Annotated in this window: 19 protein-coding genes; 9 read left to right on the top strand and 10 right to left on the bottom strand. The window is 68.3% G+C overall.

The genetic code is table 11. The annotated features are described in order from the left end of the window. Window positions 1–57: 57 nt before the first annotated feature. Genes ODE13_RS03445 through ODE13_RS03430 form a run of 4 tightly spaced genes read left to right on the top strand, consistent with a single transcriptional unit; the run spans window position 58 to window position 3,992 of the window. Window positions 58–1,095: an L-idonate 5-dehydrogenase gene (locus ODE13_RS03445; RefSeq protein ID WP_322477984.1), complete on the top strand. Its 1,038-nt coding sequence runs from the start codon at window positions 58–60 to the stop codon at window positions 1,093–1,095. Between the two features lie 33 nt (window positions 1,096–1,128). Beyond that, on the top strand, window positions 1,129–2,130 hold the full coding sequence (locus ODE13_RS03440) for a TRAP transporter substrate-binding protein (protein WP_322477983.1): 1,002 nt from the start codon (window positions 1,129–1,131) through the stop codon (window positions 2,128–2,130). A 4-nt stretch (window positions 2,131–2,134) separates the two neighbouring features. Beyond that, the gene (locus ODE13_RS03435; protein ID WP_179540825.1) at window positions 2,135–2,683 is read left to right on the top strand and encodes a TRAP transporter small permease; all 549 of its coding nucleotides are present in this window, start codon (window positions 2,135–2,137) and stop codon (window positions 2,681–2,683) included. 13 nt (window positions 2,684–2,696) lie between these two features. Further along, window positions 2,697–3,992 carry a TRAP transporter large permease gene (locus ODE13_RS03430; RefSeq protein WP_322477982.1) on the top strand — a complete coding sequence of 432 codons (1,296 nt, stop codon included), beginning with the start codon at window positions 2,697–2,699 and terminating at the stop codon, window positions 3,990–3,992. A gap of 81 nt (window positions 3,993–4,073) precedes the next feature. Here the strand turns inward: ODE13_RS03430 and ODE13_RS03425 are convergent, their stop codons facing one another. Then, on the bottom strand, window positions 4,074–5,705 hold the full coding sequence (locus tag ODE13_RS03425) for a PH domain-containing protein (RefSeq protein ID WP_322477981.1): 1,632 nt from the start codon (window positions 5,703–5,705) through the stop codon (window positions 4,074–4,076). Further along, window positions 5,702–6,274: a PH domain-containing protein gene (locus tag ODE13_RS03420; RefSeq protein WP_322477980.1), complete on the bottom strand. Its 573-nt coding sequence runs from the start codon at window positions 6,272–6,274 to the stop codon at window positions 5,702–5,704. Before ODE13_RS03420 ends, ODE13_RS03425 begins: the two co-directional genes overlap by 4 nt. Window positions 6,275–6,817: 543 nt before the next feature. On the opposite strand from ODE13_RS03420, the gene ODE13_RS03415 reads away from it, so the two are divergent. Next, window positions 6,818–7,075, top strand: coding sequence for a hypothetical protein (locus ODE13_RS03415; protein ID WP_322477979.1), 258 nt, complete (start codon window positions 6,818–6,820; stop codon window positions 7,073–7,075). A gap of 114 nt (window positions 7,076–7,189) precedes the next feature. Here ODE13_RS03415 and ODE13_RS03410 read toward each other — a convergent pair whose 3' ends face one another. The 5 genes from ODE13_RS03410 to ODE13_RS03390 form a co-directional block, all read right to left on the bottom strand. Further along, window positions 7,190–7,684: a hypothetical protein gene (locus tag ODE13_RS03410; protein WP_322477978.1), complete on the bottom strand. Its 495-nt coding sequence runs from the start codon at window positions 7,682–7,684 to the stop codon at window positions 7,190–7,192. Between the two features lie 629 nt (window positions 7,685–8,313). After that, complete coding sequence (locus ODE13_RS03405; RefSeq protein WP_322477977.1) at window positions 8,314–9,069, bottom strand: ABC transporter ATP-binding protein; 756 nt, start codon at window positions 9,067–9,069, stop codon at window positions 8,314–8,316. Then, window positions 9,066–10,097: an iron chelate uptake ABC transporter family permease subunit gene (locus ODE13_RS03400; RefSeq protein ID WP_322477976.1), complete on the bottom strand. Its 1,032-nt coding sequence runs from the start codon at window positions 10,095–10,097 to the stop codon at window positions 9,066–9,068. Before ODE13_RS03400 ends, ODE13_RS03405 begins: the two co-directional genes overlap by 4 nt. Continuing rightward, window positions 10,097–11,128: an ABC transporter permease gene (locus ODE13_RS03395; protein WP_179540832.1), complete on the bottom strand. Its 1,032-nt coding sequence runs from the start codon at window positions 11,126–11,128 to the stop codon at window positions 10,097–10,099. The genes ODE13_RS03400 and ODE13_RS03395 overlap by 1 nt, the downstream gene beginning before the upstream one ends. A gap of 131 nt (window positions 11,129–11,259) precedes the next feature. Continuing rightward, entirely contained in the window at window positions 11,260–12,393 is a 1,134-nt protein-coding gene (locus ODE13_RS03390; RefSeq protein ID WP_322477975.1) for a siderophore ABC transporter substrate-binding protein, read from the bottom strand. A gap of 252 nt (window positions 12,394–12,645) precedes the next feature. Here ODE13_RS03390 and ODE13_RS03385 point away from each other — a divergent pair, with 252 nt between their 5' ends. Further along, window positions 12,646–13,944, top strand: a complete 1,299-nt coding sequence (locus ODE13_RS03385; protein ID WP_322477974.1) for a THUMP-like domain-containing protein — start codon at window positions 12,646–12,648, stop codon at window positions 13,942–13,944. A gap of 31 nt (window positions 13,945–13,975) precedes the next feature. On the opposite strand, the gene ODE13_RS03380 is transcribed toward ODE13_RS03385, so the two are convergent. Beyond that, entirely contained in the window at window positions 13,976–15,883 is a 1,908-nt protein-coding gene (locus ODE13_RS03380) for a glycoside hydrolase family 3 N-terminal domain-containing protein (protein ID WP_322477973.1), read from the bottom strand. A gap of 99 nt (window positions 15,884–15,982) precedes the next feature. Here ODE13_RS03380 and ODE13_RS03375 point away from each other — a divergent pair, with 99 nt between their 5' ends. Beyond that, entirely contained in the window at window positions 15,983–17,161 is a 1,179-nt protein-coding gene (locus ODE13_RS03375; RefSeq protein ID WP_322477972.1) for a glutamate--cysteine ligase, read from the top strand. A 5-nt stretch (window positions 17,162–17,166) separates the two neighbouring features. On the opposite strand, the gene ODE13_RS03370 is transcribed toward ODE13_RS03375, so the two are convergent. Beyond that, window positions 17,167–19,596 carry a response regulator gene (locus ODE13_RS03370; RefSeq protein WP_322477971.1) on the bottom strand — a complete coding sequence of 810 codons (2,430 nt, stop codon included), beginning with the start codon at window positions 19,594–19,596 and terminating at the stop codon, window positions 17,167–17,169. A gap of 181 nt (window positions 19,597–19,777) precedes the next feature. Between ODE13_RS03370 and ODE13_RS03365 the strand changes: the two genes are divergently transcribed. After that, on the top strand, window positions 19,778–21,283 hold the full coding sequence (locus ODE13_RS03365; RefSeq protein ID WP_322477970.1) for a CitMHS family transporter: 1,506 nt from the start codon (window positions 19,778–19,780) through the stop codon (window positions 21,281–21,283). Window positions 21,284–21,362: 79 nt separating this feature from the next. Here the strand turns inward: ODE13_RS03365 and ODE13_RS03360 are convergent, their stop codons facing one another. Then, complete coding sequence (locus tag ODE13_RS03360) at window positions 21,363–23,015, bottom strand: PucR family transcriptional regulator (RefSeq protein WP_322477969.1); 1,653 nt, start codon at window positions 23,013–23,015, stop codon at window positions 21,363–21,365. Between the two features lie 132 nt (window positions 23,016–23,147). Here ODE13_RS03360 and ODE13_RS03355 point away from each other — a divergent pair, with 132 nt between their 5' ends. Beyond that, on the top strand, window positions 23,148–24,641 hold the full coding sequence (locus ODE13_RS03355; protein ID WP_322477968.1) for a CoA-acylating methylmalonate-semialdehyde dehydrogenase: 1,494 nt from the start codon (window positions 23,148–23,150) through the stop codon (window positions 24,639–24,641). Window positions 24,642–24,673 lie beyond the last annotated feature (32 nt).

Genomic DNA, 24,673 nt, shown 5'->3' with positions numbered 1-24,673 from the left:
CAGCCATGCAGAGCGGCACGAGACGACCCCACCCGCATCAAAGCACAGAGGAGCCACGTGAAAGCAGCAGTCGTACACGGCACCCAGGACCTGCGCATCGACGAGCGTCCCTCTCCCACTCCGGGCCCCGGAGACGTGCTGATCGCTGTGGAGTGGGGCGGGATCTGCGGATCTGACCTGTCCTACTTCTCTCGGGGCGCCTCAGGTACAGCCGTCCTGCGGCACCCCCTGGTGCTGGGCCATGAAGTCGCCGGGCGCGTGGTGGCTCGAGGGCAGGACGTGCCGCCCTCGCTGGATGGCCAGTGCGTGGCCGTGATGCCGGCGTCCCTGCCGCACGGGGTCGAGCTCGATGACGTGTGGGCGCACCGCAGCAACCTGCACCCCGAACTCCGCTACCTGGGCTCGGCGGCCCATGATCCCCACACCGACGGAGGCTTCCGTCAGCTGCTGAGCGTGCCCGCCGATCAGGCGCTGCCGCTCCCGCACTCGGTCGACACCCGGCGAGGCGCTCTGGCAGAGCCGCTGGCCGTGGCCCTGCACGCAATCAATCGGGCGCGCGAGGCCTCCGGAGCCCTCTTTGAATCGGCCGACGTGGTCGTCAACGGCTGTGGCCCGATCGGCCTGCTCCTCATCGCGGCGTTGACCAGACAAGGAGCTGGGCGCGTCGTCGCCGCGGACATCTCCTCCTCGAGTCTCGCCCTGGCATCACAGATGGGTGCCGACGAGCTCATCGACCTCTCCCAGGGGCTCTCGGCGCCAGAGGCTCCGGTCGTCTTCGAGGCCTCCGGCGCACCTGCGGCGCTCGAAGGCGCCCTCGCAGGCACCTCACGAGGAGGAACCCTGGTCCAGGTGGGCAACCTCCCCAAGAACCCCGCCCCCGCAGTGCTCGGCGATCTGATCTCCCGGGAGATCACCTGGATCGGTTCCTTCCGCTTCCGCGACGAGATGCCAGACGCGATCGAGCTGTTGGGTGACGGCCTCGATGTGGACCCGCTCATGACCCATGAATTCGACCTCTCGGAGGCGCATCGGGCTTTCGAAACCGCGCTGGATCCCGCAGTGGCCTCCAGCAAAGTCATGCTTCGGATCCAGTGACAGCCCCGGCCCGTCAGACATAGAGGAGCCACCATGAAGAAGTCAGCATCCGCGATGGCTGTGCTGGCGATCGTCGTACCCCTCGCAGCCTGCGGCGGAGGGGACGACGAGACCACCACCATCACCCTCGCCAATGTGTGGGACATCGACCACCCGATGTCCCAGGCGGTGGACGAGGTGTTCGCCGCCCAGGTGGAGGAACGCTCGGGAGGCGCACTCCAGGTCGACACCTTCCACGGGGGAACGCTGGGCAGCGAGGATGAGCTGTGGGACAGCGTCCGGAACGGCTCCATCGACGCGGCCATCATCGGCTCCGGGATGAACCAGGAGTATCCCACCATGCTGATCTCCGACTGGCCCTTCCTCTACCGGGATCTCGAGCACGCCCAGACCGTCTGGACGACGTCGGACGTGGCGACAGACCTCGCGGAGGACTTTCACGACCAGTTCTCCTCCACTCAGGTCCTGGCCTGGGGGCCGAACAGCGCCAGGACGTTCTCCTCGAACCGGCCGCTGGAGTCCGTCGAGGACTTCGCCGGTCAACGGATCCGCATGCCCGGGAACCCGATCCACCTCGAGATCGCTGAGCTCTTCGGGGCCAACCCTCAGGTCATCCCGTTGGGGGACCTCTTTACGGCCTTGGAGACCGGTGTGGTCGACGGGCAGGACAACGGAATGGTCACTCTCATCGGCGAGGCACTCTACGAGGTCCAGGACTACGTCTACGAGACGAACCACATCACCGCGGTGCTGCCCTTCGTCACGAACGACCATTTCCTGGAGGAGCTCTCGCCCGATCACCGGGAGATCGTGAGGGAGGGCGCCGCCGACACGGCCGCGGCCGCGTGGCAGAACTATCTCGACGGCATCGAGGACGAGGTCGAGTTCCTGGAGGAGAACGGCGTCACCGTCACCCAACCCACCGAGGAGGAACGGGAGCAGATGATCGACAGACTCGCACCTCTCTACGAGGACCTCTACGACGAGCACGAGTGGGCCGAGGACCTGGTCCACGAGATCGAGGCGGTGGAGTGAGCCCATGACCTTCAGAGCCGCCACAGAACGCGCGATGAGCACCCTCTTCCGCGCGATCGAGATCATGATGGTGATCTTCCTGATCTCTATGGTCCTCTTCGTCTTCCTGAACATGGCACTGCGGTATCTCTTCGATTCCGGACTGGTCTGGTCAGAAGAGATCGCCCGGCTGTGCTTCATCTATCTGGTCTATCTCGGCGCCGTGGGGGCGTTCAGAGAGAACCGGCATCTGGGCATGCACACCCTGTTGGAACGCGTGCCCCTCCCCGCACAGAAGACCCTGTACACCATCGTGCAGCTGATCATCATCTGGGTCATGGTGCTCCTGGTCAGCGGCAGCTGGGACCTGGTGGTGCAGAGCATGGGCGATCGCTGGGTCGCGACCCAGTATCCCCGGCCGCTGATCTACGCCATCGGGCTCATCACAGGTCTTGCCATCTCCCTGATGGCGCTGATGAACATCCTCAGACTGTTCGCCTTCAAGCTGACCGTCGCTGAGCTTCTGGCCATCCCCGATGACGACACCGACCTGCTCCGGCAGGCGGCGAACTAGGACAAGGAGTTCCATGCCTGCTCTGGCACAGATGTTCGGGTACCTCTTCGGTGCCATCGCCATCGGAGTCCCCATCGCCTTCGCCCTGCTCTTCTGCGCGATGGTCACCGGCATGCAGCTGGGCAGCGCCGCAGACTCGCAAGTCATGGCGGCCCAGCTCATGCGAGGCACCGACTCCATCGCCATGATGGCTCTGCCGTTCTTCATCCTGACCGGCGAGCTCATGAATCGCGGCGGACTCACCCACCGCATCATCGACCTCTGCAAGGCCACGGTGGGCCGGGTCCGCGGCGGGCTCGGCTACGTCACGATCATCGCCTGTCTCCTGTTCGGAAGCCTGGTGGGTTCAGCCGTCGCCAGCACCGCGGCGCTCGGTGCCATCCTCATCCCCATGATGGCCAAGGCTGGATACGACCGGGCGAGGTCGACAGCCCTGACGGCGAGTGCGAACCTCGTCACCCCCGTCATGCCGCCCTCGGTCCCGCTCATCGTCTATGGCGCCACTGCGGGGGTGTCGATCCAATCGCTGTTCCTCGGCGGTCTCGCCCCCGCGCTGTACCTGACGCTGACCATGTGCGCAGTGTGGTTCGTCATCTCCCGCACGAAGGAGAACGTGCAGGAGGCGCCGACGGAGCCGCCCACCTTCACCGAACTGTCCAAACTCGCCTTGGGGGCGTTCTGGGCGCTCCTGCTCCCGGTGATCATCCTCGTGGGGCTCCGCGGAGGCGTGTTCACCGCCACCGAGGCCGGCGTGGTCGCCGTCGTCTACGCGACGATCGTGGGTGGAGTGATCTACCGCGAGCTCTCCATCAGGACCCTGTTCGAAGCCCTGCGCTCCACAGCCAAGATGTCCGCGGTCGTGATGTTTCTCGCCGCCGCCGCGCAGGTGCTCGCCTACTACATGACGATCTCCGGCCTGCCCGACATCATCACAGACACCTTCAGCGGGCTGGCCGACAACCCGACGCTGCTGGTCATCAGCCTGATGCTGTTCGTCATCCTCATCGGCACCGTGCTGGACGTCATTCCGACGATCCTCATCGTCACCCCGATCGTGGTGCCGCTGCTGGAGGCCGCCGACGTCGATCTGGTCTACTTCGGCATCATCTTCACCCTCGCCAACGTCATCGGGCTCATCACCCCGCCGGTGGGACCCTCACTCAATGTGGCCTGCGCGGTGGGGAAGGTGAAGATCGACCAGGTGATCAGACCGGTGCTGCCCTATCTGCTGGCGCAGACCTCGCTGGTGCTCCTCATGGGGCTCTTCCCCGAGATGATCATGGTCCCGCTGGAGTGGCTGAGCCCGTAGTGAGACCGCCGCCGGCGCCGCCATCGCCGATCTCATCACGCCTCAGGACTACCCGCCCCTCCCCAAGGCCTGACCAGCAGGCTAGCGGTCTGGCACGAGAAAGGGGTCGAGGAGCCCCGGGGCCGCCTGCACTGCGAACTCCAGGCTCTGCCGCCGTTCGATGTCCGGGGTGTCGTAGCCGCCCTGTCCCGCCGCGGTCATCGTGGAGACCGTGCGCAGATTCAGCCGCCGCTGAAGCAGTGATTCCCGGATCACTATGGTGCTCACCGATGAGCGCTGGAGGACGGTGGTCGCTCGGCTCAGCAGTCCTGAGCGAGTGATGACATAGCGGTCTGTGATCGTGTGCCCCAGTGCTCGGTAGGCGATGACCGCCGCCAGCAGGCTCGCCGGACCGAAGGCCGCCGTCGCCCAGATCACCTCGTAGGGGAGCACGTCGCTGACCGCGAGCCAGATCAGCAGCGCACCGAGGCCGACGGTGAGCCCGCCAGCCCACCACAGTCGACGTCGCAGCGCTCTCCAGGGATGGGGCCTCAGGTGCGCGTGGAAGGGGTTCTCCGGGTCGCCGAGCACCTGTCCAGCGACTTCTCTGGTGCGGGAGATCGGACCGCGGGGCAGAATCGCCGCGGGTTCTGACATCGACCACACATCGAGCCCGGTGGTGAGCACACTGGTGTCGCTCACGCCCATCCAGCGCCACAGCACCGGTTCCGAGATCTGGGCGCCGCGAATCCGATTCTCATCACGGTTGACCTCCCGAGTGGTGAACAGGCCTTTTCGGGTCCGCAGCATGGTGCCGTCTCTGCTGCGGATCCGAGCCAGTTCGAAGTTCCAGTTCTCGGCGAAGTAGTTGATGCCGAGACCAACGGCCCCGAGCGCTCCGACGACGACCACGGCGATGAGTGCTGTGCCGACCCAGCCGATCGACTCCCAGTCGAGCAGCCCGACGACGAAGCCGTAGAGGTCCACACCGACAGTGCTCAGCAGCCAGAGGGCACCCCAGCCCAGCCCCAGAGCCAGGACGTAGGCCCAGATGGTGAACATGTTGTAGATGCACCAGCTCGGTTCGAACCGAGCGAAGATTCTCAGCGGCTCATCTGCTTCGGGAGCAGCTCCCGGGCTCTCATGACCGACCCCGTCCCGCGGCGTCGTCCGGCGGTGCTGTGAGGAGAGTTCCGAGTCCACTGACGTTTCAAGGACTTCTGTGGGTCTTTCACCCTCGCTCAGCAGACTGTGCTGAAGCCTTCGCGCATCCTCAGCGCTGAGGGCGTCCAAAGACAGCGCGGACTCCCCCGCTGAGGCTTGCTGGCCGGCCCCGATGTTGACCACCCGCATCCTCGCCAGCCGGTGACGCAGCTTCGCTTCGACATCCACGCTGCGGATGCGGTCTCGTTGGATCGAGCGATGCCGCCGCAGGAAGACTCCGGTCTTGAGCTCGACGTAGGTCGGCGTCACCCGAAAGCGTGTGAAGACCCACCGCAGCCCATCGGAGACGGCACCCAGGACCCCGAACGCCGCCAGAGCTATCAGCGGCCAGATCTGCCCGGCGGAGGCATCGATCCCGAAGCCCCAGATCGCCACCATCGGCGGCACGATCGACACGATGCTGATGACCAGGTCGACCCAGATGATGCGGACACTGAGCCGATGCCAGGTCGTCGCTGGAGCATCGCGGGAGGCCTGGACTTCGGCTGGGTGAGGCGGCGACAGGCTCATGTGCCGTCCCCGGGGATCTGCTGAGTGGCCTCGGTCAGCTCTTCCGCCAGACGGGCCGCTGTCCTCTGATCAAGGCCGCCGATGTCTATGGCCCCGTAGGACGAGGCTGTGGTGACTCGCAGCGTGGACAGTCCCAACAGCTGCTCGAGCGGTCCGCGCAGGGCGTCCACGGTCTGCACGCGGGCCAGCGGCGCGGCTCGCCATTCCCTCACCAACCAGCCGCTTCGAGCATAGACCGCATCCTGGGTGGTCTCCCAACGGTGGACCCGGTACCGCCAGAATGGCTCCACTGCCACTCCGACGATGAGCAGGAGAGCTGCGGCCAGGACCACCAGGATCAGCCAGGGACGGGCGGCATCCCACCACACGTAGGCCACGATGGCGGCGGCGAGGATCGGCACGGCCAGCACCAGAGACTGCAGCATCCACCACCCGATGGCGCGCTTCTCCACCTGATTCTCCGGCGGGCGCAGGGACAACGCGCTGGGGCCGGCCGCTGATCCCTCCACAGAGGGTGGGTCGTCGATCGTCGAAGTCCGGGGAGCCCCGTCACGGGCGTAGCTGTTCACTCCTTCACCCTAGGACGCGCCTCTGCTCGGGCGCCCCTGCCGATGGTCATGACTTCGGTGCGCCCGCCCGAGGGAGTGTCTCTATGAGGCTTCTCTATCTGCCGACTGCCTCCTCGCGTCGAGGCAGAGGCGATGTCGACCTGTGGGGCCGGAAGACGTGGGGATGGGGCTGACTCCGCTCCGCTGAATGAAGGCCGGCACACCCCCGCCGTCGCCGGTCTCCGGGAGGATCGGAGACTCTTGGCAGGCACAGACGGATCGCGCCATGCCGCCGCCTGCGTTCATCTGGCCGACGAATCGCACCTCGTGCATCACCCAGGACGTCGATCCCCATTGGGCCGGTATCGCGGGCGGACAGAGGGCCATCGACTCGCTACTGACCGAACCACGTCTCGACGCTGTTCAGGTCGAGGCGAATCAAGAGATGCCCTTCTACCACTAGCGGCGCCCAGAATGGCAGTCAGCAGCTCTATACAGTAGGAGCGGAGACGTTGTGATCGGCGAGTCCGAGGTTCACCAAATCCGACGGCAGGAGGAGCCTGAATGAAGCAGTTCACACTGAACCCTCACGGCCTGAACTTAGTGGTGGAGGTCGACCAGGGAGCACTGTTCTGGTACCGAGTACGGCTCATCATAGACAACGATGTCGCCGACGAACGCAACCTCTTCTGGGGAACCACACGGCTCCGGGCGAACCACGCTCAACCTGTGACTGTAGATGTGACGGCAGGTTTTTTCGGAGCCAGGAGAGTCGTTCTCCGCGACGGCACCCAGTCAGTCGCCTTCACCAAGGACCGGTGAGACGACCGCCCCACGTCTATGAAGTCGGTGCGGCCTGATCAGAAACGACCCGGCACAACCGACATCGAGGGCCAGGTGCGCGAGATGCGCATCACGCGCGGGCCCTGAATCAGATCACGCGCCACGTCCTCTCGCGCGAGAGACGGCCACGGATGCGAAAGCAGCGGCAGCTCCGAGAGCCGCTCCCGCCACGAAGGATCGTCCGTCGATGCGGCCGATCTCATCGCTTGCGTAGTCCTTCATCCAGATCCAGTCCAGCATCATCGGATGAGCCACGTACCACTCGGGCCGTTCCTGGACGACATCGCGCAGATAGGCGACCGAGACCTTCCAAGCGAAGGCGATGTCGTGATCGCCAGGAGGAAGGAGACTCAAGGCTTGCTCGTCCGGATCGAAGTGGATGGTGAACGCCTCGACGACCTCGGATGGGTCGTCACCATAGACGACCGTGCGGAAGTTGGACCCGCCCCATAGGAGCCGGTTCAACCGTTTCGCCTGCCGATACGAGAACGAGTGCCAGTTCTCGTTCATCGCTCGATTGCACAGCGCGATGTAGTCCTCGACCAGACTCTCGAGATGTTCGCCCTGACCAACGTGTCGTTCAGACATCCTCGCCTCCTGTGAATGCACCGGCACGCCCCAGTCATGAGCGGCCGATAGCGGTCGGCATCTCATGGCACTCGCCTCACCGGAGGCCTTCTCAGGCCTCGTGGGGGATCGATTGTTCTGGGTCCCCTGTCGGGAGGCAGAAGCCCTGTGCTCGGCCGTTCCGCAGGTCCGACACCCAGCCCTCGATCGCTTGAGATGTCTCGCGGCGGAGACGGGCGATGTGGAAGGCATCGACGGAGTCCGTGAAGGGACCGCCGGATGGGATATCAACATGTCCCATGCCGAGACGCTAACAGACTGTCTCGCGTCGAGGCAGTGTCCCCTTCGCTCCACACTCCGTGGGGCCGCCCATGCTGTCGACTTCACGATGTCGGTCGATGACGGCCGTTCGCGGCCGCGTCTGGTGGCCACCCGCGACACGCCCTCGTCTCACCGGCTGATCGGGATCCAGCGGCGCAGATCCGAGCACTCGAGGAAGCGGGCTGTCACCGAGTGTTCACGGACTATGCCTCAGGCACTGGGGGATCTTCCGACTGATGCTGGTCAGGCTGGCCAGTGCCCTCCCTGGTGGACGGCGTGCTGGGGTGGTCATTGGCGGCTGTTCGGTGGGGCAGACCGGGCTTCCCCTCTCAGTAGTACACCGCCAGCGGTCCGTTCGGCCCCTCGATCACCTGCACGTCGGTGTTGAAGACCCGGCTGAGGACCTCGTCGCGCATGATCTCGGCTGGGGCGCCGTGCTCCACGACCTGACCGTTCTTCATGGCCAGGATCCGGTCCGAATAGTGCGCGGCGAAATTGATGTCATGCAGCACGATCACCACGGTGCGGCCCAGCTCGTCGGCGGCACGCCGGAGCTGCTTCATCATCGCCACCGCGTGCTGCATGTCCAGGTTGTTCAGCGGTTCGTCCAGCAGCACGTACTCAGTGTTCTGCGCCAGCACCATCGCCACATAGGCACGCTGCCGCTGCCCGCCGGAGAGCTGGTCCAGGTAGCGGTCCTCCAGGTCGGTCAGGTCCAGGAAGTCGATCGCCTCGGAGATGTACTTCTCGTCCCCCAGGGTGAGCCGCCCCTTCGAATAGGGGAAGCGCCCGAAGCTGACCAGCTGACGCACGGTGAGCCGGGTGACGAAGTGATTCTCCTGGCGCAGGATCGAGATGATCTTCGCGATGGCCTTGGAGGGCGTGTTCACGACGTCGTGCCCGGCCACTTCGATGCTGCCCGCATCCAGGCTCAGCAGGCGGCCGATCATGGTGAGGATCGTGGACTTCCCCGCCCCGTTCGGGCCCACCAGTGCGGTGACGCCGCCGGAGTCGATGTCGACGCTGACCGGTCCGATCGACACGGTCGAGGAGTAGTCCTTGCTGACGTCGGTCAGGGTGATCACAGGCGGCCCTTTCGCAGGAGGAAGAACAGGAACACGAGCCCGCCGACGAGCTCCACGATGACGGTCACCGCTCCCCCGGCGTCCCAGACGTGGCGCAGCACGAAGTAGCTGGCTGAGAGGACGGCGTAGCCGAAGAGGAATCCCATGGGGAACAGCAGCCGGTGGGAGTAGGTGTCGCCGAACTGATAGGCCAGCGCCGCGGTGAGGAAGCCCAGGAACATCATGGGTCCCACCAGCGCGGTGGCCATGGAGACCAGGATCGAGACCAGCAGCAGGATCTTGATGACCTCCCGCTTGTGGTCCAGCCCGAGGTTGGTGGCGTTGTCCCGCCCCAGGGCGATGACGTTGAGCTTCGGTGCCCAGAGCCAGAGCACGACGGCGACGGCCAGCGCGATCGGGATGGCATAGGGCAGGTACTCGGCCCGGGCGTTGGAGATGTTGCCGAAGAGCCGGGCGGTGAGCACGTCGAACTCGGAGGGGGTGAGCATGCGTTGCATGAAGGCGGACAGCGAGCCCAGCGTGCCGCCGAGCACCACACCGACCAGCAGCATGATGTGGATGTTGGAGAACCTGCCGGACAGCAGCCAGGTGTACAGCACAGTAGCCAGCAGCATCATGACCGCCATCTGGAGGAAGAACTGCGGGACGCCCACCAGCATGGTCACTCCGGCGATGCCGAAGAGGTAGACGAATCCGGTCTGGATGGCGGTGTAGAGGGACCCGAAACCCATGATGCCCGGGGTGATGATGCGGTTGTTGACCGCGGTCTGGAAGGCGATGGTGGACATCGCGTGGCACAGGGCGACGACGGCGATGGTCAGCAGGGAGTCCCGCCGCATGCCGGCGATGAGCCACCAGCCGTCGCTGCCGAAGGGGACCGGGTTGTTGTAGAAGAGGATCCCCGCGGTGGAGCCGAGGGAGATCAGGCCCAGCAGGATCATGACCAGCACATAGATGCGCCGGTGCCGCCGGTCGATGATGGCCCCGGAGCGGCGCGTCTGCGCCGAGGGCTCAGCAGGTTTGAACATCAGGTGACCAGTCCTCCCTTGCGGCGCTGACGCAGCAGCAGCCCGATGAACACCACGCCGCCGACCAGGCCCAGCACCATGGACACGGGGATCTCGAAGGGGGCGATGATCAGCCGGCCGACCAGGTCGCAGACCGTGACGGTGGAGATCCCGACCAGGCAGACCCAGGGCAGGTTGCTGCGCAGGTCGTCACCGCGGAACAGCGCCACGATGTTGGGCACCACCAGCCCCAGGAACGGCAGCGTGCCCACCACAGTGGCGGTCACCCCGGTGGCGACCGCGACCATCGCGGTGCCCATGAAGAGCACCAGGGCATAGTTGAGCCCGACGTTGGTGGCCATGTCCTTCCCGAGGCCGGCTGCGGTGAACTGGTCGGCGACGAGGAAGACGAGCACGGTCACGCCCAGCACGATCCACATCAGCTCGTAGCGACCCTGGATCACCCCGGTGAAGGAGCCCTGGAACCAGATGGCCAGGGTCTGGAGGCTGTCGGTCATCAGCGCCAGATACGTGGAGAAGGAGCTGACCACCGCCCCGAGCATGATGCCGATGATCGGCACGATCAGGCTGGACTTCAGCGAGACCCGGCGCAGGAACAGGAAGAACACCATGGTGCCGAGGAAGGCCATGCCCACGGCGGCGCTCATCCGTACGAACAGCGAGGCGGTGGGCGCCAGCCACATGACCAGGATGAGGCCGAGACCGGCCCATTCGGTGGTGCCGGTGGTGGTGGGCTCCACGAAGCGGTTCTGGGTGAGCAGCTGCATGATCACTCCGCACATGGCCATCGAGGCCCCTGCGAGCACGAGCGCGACGGTGCGCGGGATGCGGGTGATGCCGAACATCCAGAAGTTTCCGTCGGCGAACACGTCGAACTGTCCGACCAGCAGGGACAGGACGAGCAGCCCGAGCGTGACGACGACGGCGAGCGAAAACGCCGGGGTCCAGAGCGGGCGACGACGGGAGCGCTCGGCGTCGACGAGGATGTCACGGCTGGTGTGGGCGATGTCCTGCCGCAGCGTGGTGGTCATGGTGGCTTCCAGATCGATGGGGGTGCAGGGGCCGATGCACGGACCGGGGGCGGTGGCGCGGCCGAGCCCCGCCGGCCTGTGGGCCTGCGGGGCTCGGCCGGCTCAGCGGCCGGTTCCCTCCGGAGGGAGGGTCACTCGGCGCTCTCCAGGGCGTCGGCGAAGTCCTCGAGGAACTCGGTGTAGGCCTGGATGTCCTCGGTGAGGTACATGTTCTGCGGCATGTAGACGATCTGATCCTCCTGGACCGCGGTGACCTCCTGCAGCGCCGGGGAGTCAGCGATGAGCTCCTGGGCGGGGGTGTACTCGGGGTCTTCAGGGGCCATGCCGTCACGGTCGAGGACGATGATCCAGTCCGGGTTCGACTGGGCGATGGCCTCCACGGAGATGTCGTCGCCCTCGTGGTCGCTGGACTGGTCGTCGACCTCCAGGGCGGGGACGAGGTCGAACCGCTGGAAGATCGGCGCCACTCCGCGGCCCTCGTTCGGCCCCGCGTAGTTGATGTCTCCGCCGGAGGTGAGCAGTCCCATCACGGTCGACTCGCCGTCGTAGGCGGTCTCGACTCGCTCGATGGCGGCGTCGAGCTCCTCGACCAGCCCGGCCGCGGCGTCCTCGGACTGGAAGACCTGTCCGAGCTTCTCGGTCTGCTCGGTGAGCCCCTCGAAGTAGGTGGACGCGTCGGTGGTGGCCTCGTCGAACTCGAGGATCACGCCGTCCTCGGGCAGCAGGGCTGCGATGTCATCGTAGTACTGGGAGTACCGCTGACCGTTGATGACCAGGTCCGGCTCCGCCGCGACGATGAGCTCCAAGTTGGGCTCACGGTGATTGCCGGTGTCCAGGATGCCCTCGTCCTCGGCGTAGTCCGTGATGCCGGTGCCCATCAGGGAGCGAGCGGCCACCGTGAGCTCCACGCCGAAGTGCTCCAGGGTGCGGAAGGTGTGGTTGTCGAAAGCGCCGACGGAGTCGATGGTCTCGACGTCGATCTCATGGGTCCCGTGGTCGTCCTCGATGGTGATGACGCTCGACTCGGAGGCGACCTCGTCCTCTGCACCGTCCCCCTCGGTGGAACCGGCGTCGGCGTCGGAGCAGGCGGTCAGGGCCAGGGTGGCCACGGCGAGCGCAGAGAGGCCGACGGCGGCACGGTTCCGACGGGGCGCCTGCGCGCGACGACGGCGGCGGCGCGGCACAGTGGTGTCGGTGGCGTCGATGACATCTCCGCCAGCCGGGGCCGGGAGCGTCTCAGGGCTGGTGTTCTCAGCAGCGGTCATGGAACCTTCCTCAAGGTCATGGGCCGGCACCCGGTGCGGGGGCGTCCGGTGGGTGAGTGTGCGATGAGCTCGGAGTGCGACGAGCTGAAAGACGGGAGCCCGAGCACCGCCGGAGATGACATACCCCGGAGCGAATGAACTTAGCCTCGCCTAAGCAAATAAGAACCTATCGAGCTGGCTAATACGCTGCAACTCTGTGACGAGGGGATGACACAGTCCGGCGCCGGCCCGCCTGGCGCTAGGCTGGCGGGGATGCCTGAGACCTCCGCGCTCGCACCGCTGCTCACTCCCCAGGGATGGGAGCTGGTGAACTCGCTGCCGCCCTACGATCCCGACGATGCCGCCCGGCTCAACCAGGAGCTGCGCCGAGCGGGCCATCCGCCCGAGCTCGTGGCCGCCGCCCTGACCCAGTCCCGGCTGCGCCGTGACGCCGCGCAGAAGTTCGGTGACTTCGCCGCCAGGATGCTGTTCACTCCGGACGGACTGCAGCAGGCCACCAGGCTCCCCGTGGCGGCCGCCCACGCCCGTCGGTTCCGCGACGCCGGTCTGACCCATGTGGCCGATCTCGGCTGCGGGCTGGGCGGAGACTCCCTGGCACTGGCCTCGCTGGGCCTGCAGGTCATCGCCGTCGACGCCGATGAGGACACCGCTGCGGCCGCGACCATGAACCTCACCCCCTTCCCTGAGGCGCAGGTGCGGCACACCACGGCCGAGGCGTTCGTCGCAGAGCTGGGCGAGCCGCAGGGCTGGGGCCTGTGGCTCGATCCGGCGCGGCGGGACGCCGCCCGAGGTCACGGGGCCGACGGCGGCGCCCGACGCATCTGGGACCCCGAGTCCTTCTCCCCGCCGCTGAGCTTCGTCACCGCCCTGGCGGCCACCGGCCTCCCCCTGGGCGTGAAGCTCGGTCCGGGCATACCGCATGACCTCATCCCCGCCGATTGCGAGGCGGAATGGATCAGCGTGGACGGCCAGGTGGTGGAGGTCGTGCTGTGGTTCAACGCCCTGGCCCGCCCCGGGGTCCGCCGAGCCGCCACGGTGATGAGTCCCAGCTCCGTGGAGGAGCTGACCTCCGGAGCCGACTTCGAGCAGCATCGCTCCCCCGACGGGACGCTCGGCCCCGAGGGCCTCGCCGGCCTGCTCTGCGAGCCAGACGGCGCGGTGATCCGCGCGGGGCTGGTCGCCGACCTGGCCGAGCGGCTGGGCGGGCGGATGCTCGATGAGCACATCGCCTACTTCGTGCTGCCCGCCGACTCTGCCCCGCCGGCTACGGCCGCGGTGCGCTGCCACCGCGTGCTGGAGACCTTCCCCTACAGCGTGAAGCGGCTGCGCAGCTGGGTCCAGGAGCAGGGGGTGACCTCGGTGGAGATCAAGAAGCGCGGGGTCGACGTCGTCCCGGAGACCCTGCGTCGGCAGATCCTCCCCGGGAAGAAGGGGAGGAAAGCCGGCTCGATGAAGGCCGACTCCCCGACGACCGACGGACCGCAGCACCGGACCCTGGTGATCACTCGGCTGGGCGATCAGCGGATCGTCGCCGTCGTCGAGCCGCTCTGACCCCTTCCCAGCGGCGCCGGAGCGCAGGTGGTCAACAAGCCGAGTGGCCCGCCTCCAGCTCTCCGACCTGCACGGGCAGGGCGCCCGGCGCGGGGGCACCGTCGAGCACGTCCACCAGGGCCTCGAAGCTCTCCGGCGTGCGCCCGTAGAGGGCCACCTGGGTCTCCGCCGGGGCCAGCGCCAGCGGCTCGGGCCGATCCAGGGTCACCACGACGTCGCCGTCGCTGCCCCACGCTCCGGGGGCGATCAGCCGGATGGTCGTCCCACCGTCACCGAGGGTGTGCCCGGAGTCTTCCAACGCCGTGGCGAGCCGGGTACGGTCAGCCTCCTGGCCGCCGTCGATCGAGATGGGGTCCTCCAGGGCGCCGGCTTCGCATCGGCCGGAGACCAGGGTGATGGAGCGCTCGGCCACCGCACGGGCGACCTCCCCGCTCTGGAGGGCGCCGTCGGCCGACGGTTCGGGCAGCTCCGCGTAGGTGGCCTCACCACCGGGGTCCGCCTCTTCCAGCGCCTCCGGCAGCACCACACCGGGGCCGGCGTCGAGTTCTCCTGCCGCCAGGTCCTGCTGCCAGAGCATCAGGGCGATGACTCGCTCAGCGGCCTCGGTGAGCCGGTCCTGGTCCACCCGGCCGGATTCGACGCCGTCGACGATCGCCTGATGGGCGGTGCGCACGTCCGAGGGCATGAGCAGCAGATCCGCCCCGGCCTCCAGCGCCTGCACCGGGGCCTCGGCGGGCCCGGCATGCTGCACTACGGCGGCCATGTTCAGCGCATCGGTGACGATCACGCCCTCGTGCCCCATCTCCCGAAGCTCCGAGTACGAGGCCGCCGACAGCGAGGACGGCACCCCCGGCTCCAGAGCGGGCACGTCCAGGTGGCCCATCATGATCATCGGAGCACCGGCGTCGATGACGTGTTGGAAGGGCGCCCAGTCCCGGGCGGTCAGCTCCTCCCGGTCCGCCGGCTGCTCAGGCAGGGTGTGATGCGAATCCTCGGTGACCCCGCCGTGACCGGGGAAATGCTTGGCGGAACCGGCGACGCCGCCCGCCGCGAGTCCGCGCAGCCCGGCCAGGGCCAGATCGGACACCTGTTCGGGGCCGTCGCCGAAGGAGCGTGAGCCGATGGCGGCATCCTGGTCGCCGATGGTGACGTCCGCGTTCGGCGCGAAGTCCACCGTGAATCCCAGCTGCGCGAGATCGGCTCCCATGGCCTCGTGCCCCAGGGCGGCGAGCTCGTCATAGCCGGCCAGGGCGTCCTCCTCGCCGGTCTCCCCGTCACCCTCCTCGGCGAGGGCTCCCAGGTGCGCGGCCCCGTAGGCCATCGGCGAGGGCCATTCGGTGAGCGGGTCCCCCACGCGGGTCACCAGCCCGCCCTCCTGGTCCACCGCGACGACGGCGGGCCACTCGCGCGCCGACGCCGCGTCCTGCAGGCTCTCCAGCTGCCCGGAGAGCGCCTCGAGATCAGCCTCGGAACCGCTGCGGGGCACATTGTCACCCATGACGATGGCCCCGGCCAGATGAAGCTCCTCGATCGCGGAGGCCATCGAGGAGGCATCGGTGCTCCCGTACTCGCCCACCAGCACCTGCCCGGCCTGCTCCTCGGTGCTGAGCTCGGCCGCAGCCAGAGAAGCGGCCTCGCGGTGCCGCTCCCCCGGCCCGGCCAGCGCCGCCTGTCGAGCCTCGTGGGCTTCCTGGCGCTCGCGGGCGAGCCGGTCCTGCTCGTCCTGCTCCCCACCGGTCTCCGCGCCACCCTCGGTGTCCCCGGCGCCGGGCCCGTCGCCGTCGGTGCCGCCGTCGTCGGTCCCTGCCGGTCCGCAGGCGCTCAGCAGCACCGCCGGGACGAGCAGCAGCGGCAGGACGCCGCGCAGGGAGACGATCTGGTGCCGGGGAAGGGTCCGGCGCCGTCGGGCGGAGAGGACCGTGGAGGAGGGTGTGGCCATGGTCCCAGGGTATCCAGCCTCGGAGGGTGCCGTCAGACCGGGGCCTCACGGGTATCCTGAAGCTCCGCATCCGTCGACCCGAGATCCGAGGAGCCCCGTATGGATCTGCCTTTCGCCCCCTCGGCGCGCTCGTCCCTCGGCCTCGAATGGGAGCTCGCCCTGGTGGACCGCCAGACCGGCGATCTGCGCTCCGTGGCGGAACGGCTGCTCAACGCCTGCCAGGAGGACGCGGCCGCGGACCCTGACATGGGGCTGGAGCCCGACGGTCAGCACCCCTTCGTGAAGCAGGAGCTGCTGACCAACACCGTGGAGCTCATCACCGAGGTCTGCGACGACGTCGCCCAGGGCGTGGGATCCCTACGGCAGACCGCCCAGCACGTGATGCGCTACTGCGACCCCCTCGACGTCGACCTCTACTCCCAGGGCTCCCACCCCTTCGCCCCGCCTACCGAACAGCCGGTCACCGATAAGGAACGCTATGCGGAGCTGATCCGCCGCACCCAGTGGTGGGGACGCCAGATGGTGATCTACGGGGTGCACGTGCACGTCGGCCTGGACGACCGTCGCCAGGCCATGCCGGTGGTCGACGGCCTGCTGAACTTCTACCCCCACTTCCAGGCGCTCTCGGCGTCGTCGCCGTACTGGTCCGGGGAGGACACCGGGTACGCCTCCCAGCGGGCGCTGATGTTCCAACAGCTGCCCACTGCGGGGCTGCCCTTTCAGTTCGAGGAGTGGTCCGGCTTCGAGCAGTGCGTGGCGGACCTCGCGCACACCGGAGTGATCGACGACGTCAGCGAGGTCCGCTGGGACGTGCGCGCAGTGCCGCGCTTCGGGACCGTGGAGATGCGGATCTGTGACGGCTTGGCCACGCTGGAGGAGATCGCCGGGATCGCCGCCCTCACCCAGTGCCTGGTGCACTCCCTGGTGGAACGGATCGAGGACGGGGAGAAGATCCCCACCATGCCTCCTTGGTACACCCAGGAGAACAAGTGGCGCGCCGCCCGATACGGCCTGGACGCGATCATCATCCTCAACGCGGAAGGCGACGAGGAGCTCGTCACCGACCACCTGACCCGCGAGCTGGAACGTCTGGAGCCGGTGGCGAAGCGGCTGGGCTGCGCAGCGGAGCTGAGCCTGGTGGAGGACATGATGCGCGAGGGCCCGGGCTACCTGCGGCAGCGCCAGGTGGCTGAGGCCCACGACGGCGATCTGCGGCAGATCGTGCTGGACTCTGCGGCCCGGACCCGGATGTCGATCAACGGAGGACGCTCGGTCTGAGGGGCTCAGGGCACCCAGCGGTAGCGGTGCTCCGGCCGGCCGGCCTGCCCGTAGCGCAGGGTCAGCTCCGCCCGCCCCTCCGAGCAGAGGTGCTCCAGGTAGCGGCGGGCGGTGACCCGGGCGATGCCGGTGGCCTCGGAGAGCTCGGTGGCGGAGGTGTCCTCCTCCACCGCGCGCAGCGCCTCGGCGACCCGTTCGGCGGTGGCCGAGGTCAGCCCCTTGGGCATCGAGCGGGAGGCCCGTGGGCGCATCGTGGCGAACAGCGCGTCGACGTCGTTCTGGGTGACGGTGGACATCGTCTGCATCCGCTTGCGGGCGGCCGCATAGCGTTCGAGCTGATCCCGCAGCCGACGCAGCGGGAACGGTTTGATCAGGTAATGCAGCGCGCCCAGGGCCATGGCGGTGCGCACATGCTCCATGTCGCGCAGAGCGGTGATGATGACGGCGTCGACCACACCGACCTCCCGCCTCCACACCGGGGCGCGCAGCTCCTCCAGAACCTGGAGCCCGGTCCTGTCCGGCAGGAAGAGGTCCAGCAGCAGGAGGTCCGGTCGATGATGCCGCACCGCCTGGAGCGCCTCGGCACCGGTATGGACCACGCCCACCACGGTGAACCCGGGAAGCGACTCCACCAGCTCCCGGTGGTTGTGCGCCACGCGGACGTCGTCGTCGACGATCAGCACCGAGCACGTCACAGTCGTTCCCCCCCTCTGGGGCCGGGGACGATCCGACGCCGCCGTGCCGACGAGCTGCGGACGCACCGGCAGATAGGCGCAGAACGTGGTCTCGTCCCCGTCCTCCACGGTGACGGATCCTCCGCGGCGCAGGCAGGCCTGATGCACCAGGGCCAGGCCCATCCCGTGGCGGCCGCCCTCGCCCTTGGTGCTGCGCCCGACCCGGAAGATGTCCTCGGCGATCTCTGGGTCCACCCCTGGCCCGGAGTCGATCACTCGGACCTCGACGACGCCGCCCGCCGTCTCCCCCGTCTCGCGTGCCTCGTCCGGCTTCCCTGCGCTCTCGTCCGTGACGTCCCCATGCCGGCGGACCAGCAGCTCCACCCAGCCTTGGGGCCCTGCGGCGTCCATGGCGTTGTCCACCAGGTTGCCCACCACCAGGAGCACATCGTCGCGCAGCTCCTCCGGCTGGCCCTCGGGCAGATGCGAGAGCTCGGAAAGGCTGAACCGGACACCCCGCTCGGCGGCCTGGACCGATTTGGCCAGCACCAGGGCCGCCAGCGTCATGTCTCCGATCCGGGCGGCGATCTCGGCGTCGGCGCCGGAGGTGGCCAGGGACAGCTCGGAGAGGTAGTCCCGGGCCTCATCCACCGCTCCCAGCTCCAGCATCCCGGAGACCGTGTGGATCCGGTTGGCGAACTCATGACGCTGGGCGCGCAGGCCCTGAGTGACTGTGCGGGCGCCGTCGAGCTGGTCGCTGAGCCGGGTGAGCTCCGTCCGATCGCGCAGGGTGACGACGACGCCGCCGTCGGCCTCCCGGACCCGCACCGGACGCCGGTTGCACACCAGGATCCGCCCATGCACGCCCAGGAGCAGATCCTCTCCGGCCTCTGGCCCGCTGAGCACCGCCTCGGCCTCGGCGCTGAGCCCGAGCTGCGCCGGGGTCCGACCCAGATGCGCGGCAGGCAGGCGGAGCAGCTGCCGGGCCGGAGTGTTGGCCAGCACCACACGGCGCTCCCGGTCTAGACCGATGACTCCTTCGCCGATGGCGTGCAGCAGCGCCTCGCGCCCGTCGAGCAGCGCGGTGATCTCCCGCGGCTCCAGCCCATGGGTGTCGGCACGGAGCCGACGAGCGAGCAGGCGGGCCCCGACGGCGCCGGCCCCGACGGCGACCAGCGCCACGGACAGGATCAGCGGGATGGTCTGCATCGAGGCCAGCCGGACCTCGGAGGCAAGGGTCCCCACCGAGACATAGCCGATGACGTCCTCGGCCTCGTCGAGGATCGGCACACGGGCACGAAGGGTGAGCCCGGCATGGCCGTGCTCGACCCCGGTCCAGGTCTCCCCGGCCAGCACCGGCGCCGGGTCCAGGCTGGGCCGCTGACCGATGGCCTCCGGATCCGGGTGGGACTGCCGGATTCCGTGGCGGTCGGCGATCATGATGTATTCGAAGCCGGTCGCCGCGCGCAGCCGCTCCGCCCACGGCGCCAGGACCTCAGCGGGCTCCTCGGTCTGCAGGGCCTCTCTGACCGTGGGCATCACCGCCACCGACTCCGCCATCGTCAGCACCCGCTCCTCGTACTGCTGGCGGGCCTCGATGTACTGGACCACGCCCCAGAGCAGGCTGACCACCGTCACCGCACCGATGAGCAGCGCCATGTTCCACCGGAACAGACGCCGACCCACGGAGACCTCACGCCGAGGGACATGGCGTCGCGTCCCGACAGGCGGGGTCTCAGCTTCCGGCAGCTTCGCGAGCATCGGAGGTTCTCCTCTCGGACCGCAGACAGCGTCATCGTCGACCCTGCGTCGGTGACCAATACGACCACTATGACGCCGGCATGCACAAAACTGTGGCGGGGGTCACATGGGCTCCATGCTGTCACAGAGATCACAGGCGCGACCACGCTCACGCCGCACCCTCGTACACCAGGAGAATCCCATGCTCAGCCTCATCGGTCTGGCGGTGATCGTCACCATGACGACGCTGCTGATCCTCGGGCGCATCGCGCCCATCGTCGGTCTGACCGTCATCCCCGTCACCGGGGCACTGGTCGCCGGCTTCACCTTCACCGAGATCGGCGACTTCTTCGGCGAAGGTCTCAGCTCCGTGCTCGACGTCGCGGTGATGTTGGTCTTCGCCATCCTGTTCTTCGCGATCATGAATCAGGCCGGCCTCTTCGACCCCCTGGTGCGACTCACGGTGAAGCTCACCCGCGGCAACGTGGTCGCGATCTGTGTGGGCACCGTGCTGCTCGCCGCCGTCTGCCACCTCGACGGCGCCGGCGCCTCCACCTTCCTCATCGTCATCCCTGCCCTGCTGCCGCTCTACCGCCACCTGGGCATGAGCCCCTACCTGCTCCTGCTGCTGGCGGCCATGAGCATGGGTGTGCTGAACATGCTGCCCTGGGGCGGGCCGGTGGGTCGGGCCGCCGCCGTCAGCGGCATCGACCCGGTGGAGCTGTGGCGCGGCCTCATCCCGGTGCAGATCCTCTCACTGGTGCTGCTGGTGGTCGCCGCCGTGCTGCTCGGCCTGCGTGAGCAGCGTCGTATCGCCGCGCGCGGCGGCGCCCCGGCCATCCAGGACGACGTCCAGGAGGAGAACTCCTCTGAGACCACCGCGGAGACCCGCGTCGAAGAGCGGGAGCTGGCCGCGGTCGGTGCCGGCTCGGCCGGGACCACCAGCACCGCCGACGCCGCCGTCGGCACCTCGACCGGAGGCCCGTCGGACAGCATAGGCAACGGCACCGGCTCCGCCCGGAACACTCAGGGCTTCGCCGGAGACAACGACGACGTATGGGGCGCCCACGACGACGCCCCGGCCACGCCCCGCTGGCGGATGCTCACCAACGCCGTGCTGGTGCTGGCCATGCTGGCCCTGCTGATCTCGGACATCCTGCCTGCCCCCCTGGCCTTCATGCTGGGCCTCAGCGCTGCGCTGATGGTCAACCACCCGCGGGTCAAGGACCAGATGGAGGCGATCAAGGCCCACGGGGGCAGCGCCGTCGCCACCGGCGCCATCGTGCTGGCCGCCGGCTGCTTCCTGGGCATCATGGACCAGTCCGGGATGCTGGACTCCCTGGCCACCGACGCCGTCGCGATCCTGCCCAGCGCCCTGGTCCCCTATCTGCACCTGATCGTCGGATTCTTCGGACTGCCCCTGGAGCTGCTGCTGAGCACCGACGCGCACTACTTCGCCCTGCTCCCGGTGGTGGAAGGCATCGCCGGTGAGGCCGGCGTCGGCACCCTCGCCGTGGTCTACGCCGTCCTGGTGGGCAACATCATCGGCACCTTCATCAGCCCGTTCGCCGCCGCCCTGTGGCTGGCGCTGGGGCTGGCCGGCTGCGACATCGGCAAGCACATCCGTTACTCCTTCGTGCCGATGTGGATCTTCTCGGTGGTGGTTCTGGTGCTCGCCCTGGCCCTGGGATTCATCCCCTGGAGCTGAGCATCACGCCGACGCCACACTGACGCTGCCCGCTGTCAGGTGAGATGGTCTGGAGCTCCGGGAACTCGAGTCGATGGAGTCAGGTTCCCGGAACTCCAGACCACCTCGCGTCTCGGGCCGCCTCTGCGGCGTCATGGATCATCAGCGCGGCGTGCAGGGAGCTGCGGGACTCACCGTCCTCCAAGGACACCCCGAGGATCTCCTGGATCCGCTCGAGGTGCGTGTACAGGGCCGGGCGGCTCATATGGAGGGCCTGCGCCACCGCGGACTTGTTCCCGGCCAGCCGCAGGTGGGCGCGCAGGACCTCCATGGACCTCCCGCCCCGTCGGATGTCGTCCAGCACCAAGGGCCCCAGCTCGGCCTCGGCGAACCGCTGGACCCGCGGATCATCCCGCAGCAGCGTGGCCAGACCCCGGAAACGCAGGTCGGTGAACGAACGGCACACCTCCGCCGACGCCGGCAGCGCAAGTCCGGCCAGGGCCGCCTGCCCGGCATGCGGCGTGGCGAGGATCGCCTCGACCAGGTCCTCGGCGGGCTCCCCCAGCCCGACCACGAGCCCCGGGGCCGCGGAGGTCTGCTCCACGTGACGGCGCATCTCGCGCCCCAGCACCTGCATCTCCTGCTGCATGCTTCGCCCCGGCCGGGGCCGCAGCGCCAGCACCATGTGCACTGAGTTATCGTCGGCTGTTGAGAGTAGCCCAGTGTGTCCCTGGGAGCGGATCGTGGAGGAGAGCGTGTCATGGAGGCGCCGCGCCCGCGTCCGCCTGGACTCAGCGGCCTGACCGCGTCCTGCGGGGCCGGGCTCGGGCAGACGGGCCACCGCCGCCAGGTAGCCCGGGCCCCGATCCAGGCCCATCGCCGTCGCGCGGGCCTCCGCCTGCAGCGGCCCCACCCGGCCCTCCAGGACCTCCTGGAAGAGATCCCGATGAGCCTGTTGGTGGAGATCCGCTCCACGGTGATCCTGCATGCGTTGCAGGTGCATCGACTGGGCGGCCCGCTCCAGCACCATCTCCACCCGCGCACGGCGCATCTGCGGCTCCACGGCGATCAGCTTCCCCCAGGGGTTCTGCGGATCACCGACGTCCACAGTGCTCCAGGTGGACTCCCGTTCCTGGTCGACGCGCCGGGACTCTTCGGACCATCTGCCCAGCAGCCCGCTGAGCTCTCGCCCGGCCTCCGCCAGCGCCACCACCCGGTGCATGAGGTCCTCCAGCACCACCGGGGCGTCCAGCAGCTCGGCCGTGGTCAGGACGATCCCCTGGGGCGAGGTACGGTGCATGGCCAGCTCGGTGAAGGTCTCGTAGATTCGGCGGGCGAACTTCACCTCGTCGTACTGCTCGGCCACCAACCGGCGGTGGACCTGCTCGGTGATCTCGACGAAGCGGACCTGCCGGCGCAGCACCACCAGAGTGAGCCCCAGCCTGCGGGCCAGGGCGACGAATCCTGCGGGCAGAACCTCCTCCGCCGGCATCTGCGGGTCCTCGAGCAGCTCCACCATGACGCCGACGGCGCCGGCATCGGCCAGGCCACGCAGATAGCGCTCGGGCGCGCTGGAGAGCGCCGGCCCGGTGGTGAGCACCAGTTCTCCGCCGGGCAGCAGGTGCGAGAGATCCTCATTGCCGCTGCTGTGGACCCAGCGGACGGCCCGTTCGAGGCCGTGGGCGCTCAGCACCTCCGGGGCACCGGCGCGCACCACGTCCAGCTCCATGATCTCCGCCAGGGTGACAGCCATTGACACAGTGTAAACAGCACCCGCTCAAGTGCATACAGCATGCGCATCGGCGCCCTCCTTGTGCCCTGCCAGGCTGGACCCAGCAGATCAGCCCCCGGACCCGCTGTCCCGACAGCAGCAAGGAGCACCACGATGGCGAAGACGATCACCCATTGGCTCAACGGCGAGCCCTTCAGCGGCGCCTCGGAGCGCCGGGCTCCCGTGACCGACCCGGCCACCGGGCAGGTCACCGCCGAAGTAGCCCTGGCCGGGGCCGAGGACGCCCGCGCGGTGATCGAGGCCGCCCACTCCGCCTTCCCCGGCTGGCGTGACACCTCGCTGGCCCGCCGCACCTCAGTGCTCTTCGCCTTCCGTGAGCTGCTGAACTCCCGGAAGGGAGAGCTCGCCGAGATCATCAGCGCCGAACATGGCAAGACGGTCTCCGACGCGCTGGGCGAGGTCGGGCGCGGCCAGGAGGTGGTGGAGTTCGCCTGCGGCATCGCCCACCTGCTCAAGGGCGGCCACACCGAGAACGCCTCCACCCAGGTGGACGCCTATTCGATCCACCAGCCCTTGGGCCCGGTCGGCGTCATCAGTCCTTTCAACTTCCCGGCCATGGTGCCGATGTGGTTCTTCCCCCTGGCCGTCGCCGCCGGCAACACCGTGGTGCTCAAGCCTTCCGAGAAGGACCCCTCAGCATCCCTGTGGATGGCCCGCCTGTGGAAAGAGGCCGGCCTGCCCGACGGTGTGTTCAACGTCCTGCAGGGTGACAAGGCCGCCGTCGACGAGCTGCTGACCCATCCGGCCATCCGAGCGATCAGCTTCGTGGGGTCCACCCCGATCGCCGAGTACGTGTATCGCACCGGCACCGCGGCGGGCAAACGGGTCCAGGCCCTCGGTGGGGCGAAGAACCACGCCATCGTGCTCCCCGACGCCGATCTCGACCTGGCCGCGGACGCCATGGTCTCCGCAGGGTTCGGCTCCGCCGGCGAGCGCTGCATGGCGATCTCCGCCTGTGTGGCCGTGGGCCCGATCGCCGACGAGCTGGTCGACAGGATCGCCGACCGCACACGCGGCCTCACCCTCGGTCGGGGCAGTGCCGAACCGGACATGGGCCCGCTGGTCACCCGCGAGCACCGGAACAAGGTCTCCGGCTACATCGACGCCGGCGTGGCGGCCGGAGCCGAACTCGTCGTCGACGGTCGGGGCAGACAGGCAGAAGGCCTCCCCGAGGGACACTGGCTGGGGCCGACGCTCTTCGACCGTGTCACCGAGGACATGTCCATCTACACGGACGAGATCTTCGGCCCAGTGCTCTCCGTGGTGCGTGCCGAGTCCTATGACGAGGCGCTGGCACTGGTCAACCGCAACCGGTACGGCAACGGCACAGCGATCTTCACCCACGACGGCGGCGCGGCGCGCCGGTTCCAGAACGAGGTGGAGGTCGGTATGGTCGGGATCAACGTCCCCATCCCCGTTCCCATGGCGTACTACAGCTTCGGAGGGTGGAAGGCCTCGCTGTTCGGGGACTCCCACGCCCATGGGATGCACGGAGTCCATTTCTTCACCCGTGCGAAGGCCGTGACCAGCCGCTGGCAGGACCCGAGCCACGGCGGCCTGCAGCTCGGTTTCCCGCAGAACGCCTGATCACCGCTTCGCCGACGAGGAAGGACCTCCTG

Origin of the sequence: Nesterenkonia sp. HG001 (genome assembly GCF_034438835.1) — a bacterium.
GTDB classification, from domain to species: Bacteria; Actinomycetota; Actinomycetes; order Actinomycetales; family Micrococcaceae; genus Nesterenkonia; species Nesterenkonia xinjiangensis.
The sequence above is the reverse complement of the archived record's forward strand: the minus strand, read 5'-3'. Positions and strand labels throughout refer to the sequence as shown.

Coding starts and splice junctions, on each gene's coding strand:
- ODE13_RS03360 (WP_322477969.1), bottom strand. CDS start 23,015: ATGGCTGTCACCCTGGCGGAGATCATGGAGCTGGACGTGGTGCGCGCC.
- ODE13_RS03370 (WP_322477971.1), bottom strand. CDS start 19,596: ATGCTCGCGAAGCTGCCGGAAGCTGAGACCCCGCCTGTCGGGACGCGA.
- ODE13_RS03415 (WP_322477979.1), top strand. CDS start 6,818: ATGAAGCAGTTCACACTGAACCCTCACGGCCTGAACTTAGTGGTGGAG.
- ODE13_RS03395 (WP_179540832.1), bottom strand. CDS start 11,128: ATGACCACCACGCTGCGGCAGGACATCGCCCACACCAGCCGTGACATC.
- ODE13_RS03375 (WP_322477972.1), top strand. CDS start 15,983: ATGGATCTGCCTTTCGCCCCCTCGGCGCGCTCGTCCCTCGGCCTCGAA.
- ODE13_RS03435 (WP_179540825.1), top strand. CDS start 2,135: ATGACCTTCAGAGCCGCCACAGAACGCGCGATGAGCACCCTCTTCCGC.
- ODE13_RS03400 (WP_322477976.1), bottom strand. CDS start 10,097: ATGTTCAAACCTGCTGAGCCCTCGGCGCAGACGCGCCGCTCCGGGGCC.
- ODE13_RS03355 (WP_322477968.1), top strand. CDS start 23,148: ATGGCGAAGACGATCACCCATTGGCTCAACGGCGAGCCCTTCAGCGGC.
- ODE13_RS03385 (WP_322477974.1), top strand. CDS start 12,646: ATGCCTGAGACCTCCGCGCTCGCACCGCTGCTCACTCCCCAGGGATGG.
- ODE13_RS03440 (WP_322477983.1), top strand. CDS start 1,129: ATGAAGAAGTCAGCATCCGCGATGGCTGTGCTGGCGATCGTCGTACCC.
- ODE13_RS03425 (WP_322477981.1), bottom strand. CDS start 5,705: ATGAGCCTGTCGCCGCCTCACCCAGCCGAAGTCCAGGCCTCCCGCGAT.
- ODE13_RS03390 (WP_322477975.1), bottom strand. CDS start 12,393: ATGACCGCTGCTGAGAACACCAGCCCTGAGACGCTCCCGGCCCCGGCT.
- ODE13_RS03410 (WP_322477978.1), bottom strand. CDS start 7,684: ATGTCTGAACGACACGTTGGTCAGGGCGAACATCTCGAGAGTCTGGTC.
- ODE13_RS03365 (WP_322477970.1), top strand. CDS start 19,778: ATGCTCAGCCTCATCGGTCTGGCGGTGATCGTCACCATGACGACGCTG.
- ODE13_RS03430 (WP_322477982.1), top strand. CDS start 2,697: ATGCCTGCTCTGGCACAGATGTTCGGGTACCTCTTCGGTGCCATCGCC.
- ODE13_RS03380 (WP_322477973.1), bottom strand. CDS start 15,883: ATGGCCACACCCTCCTCCACGGTCCTCTCCGCCCGACGGCGCCGGACC.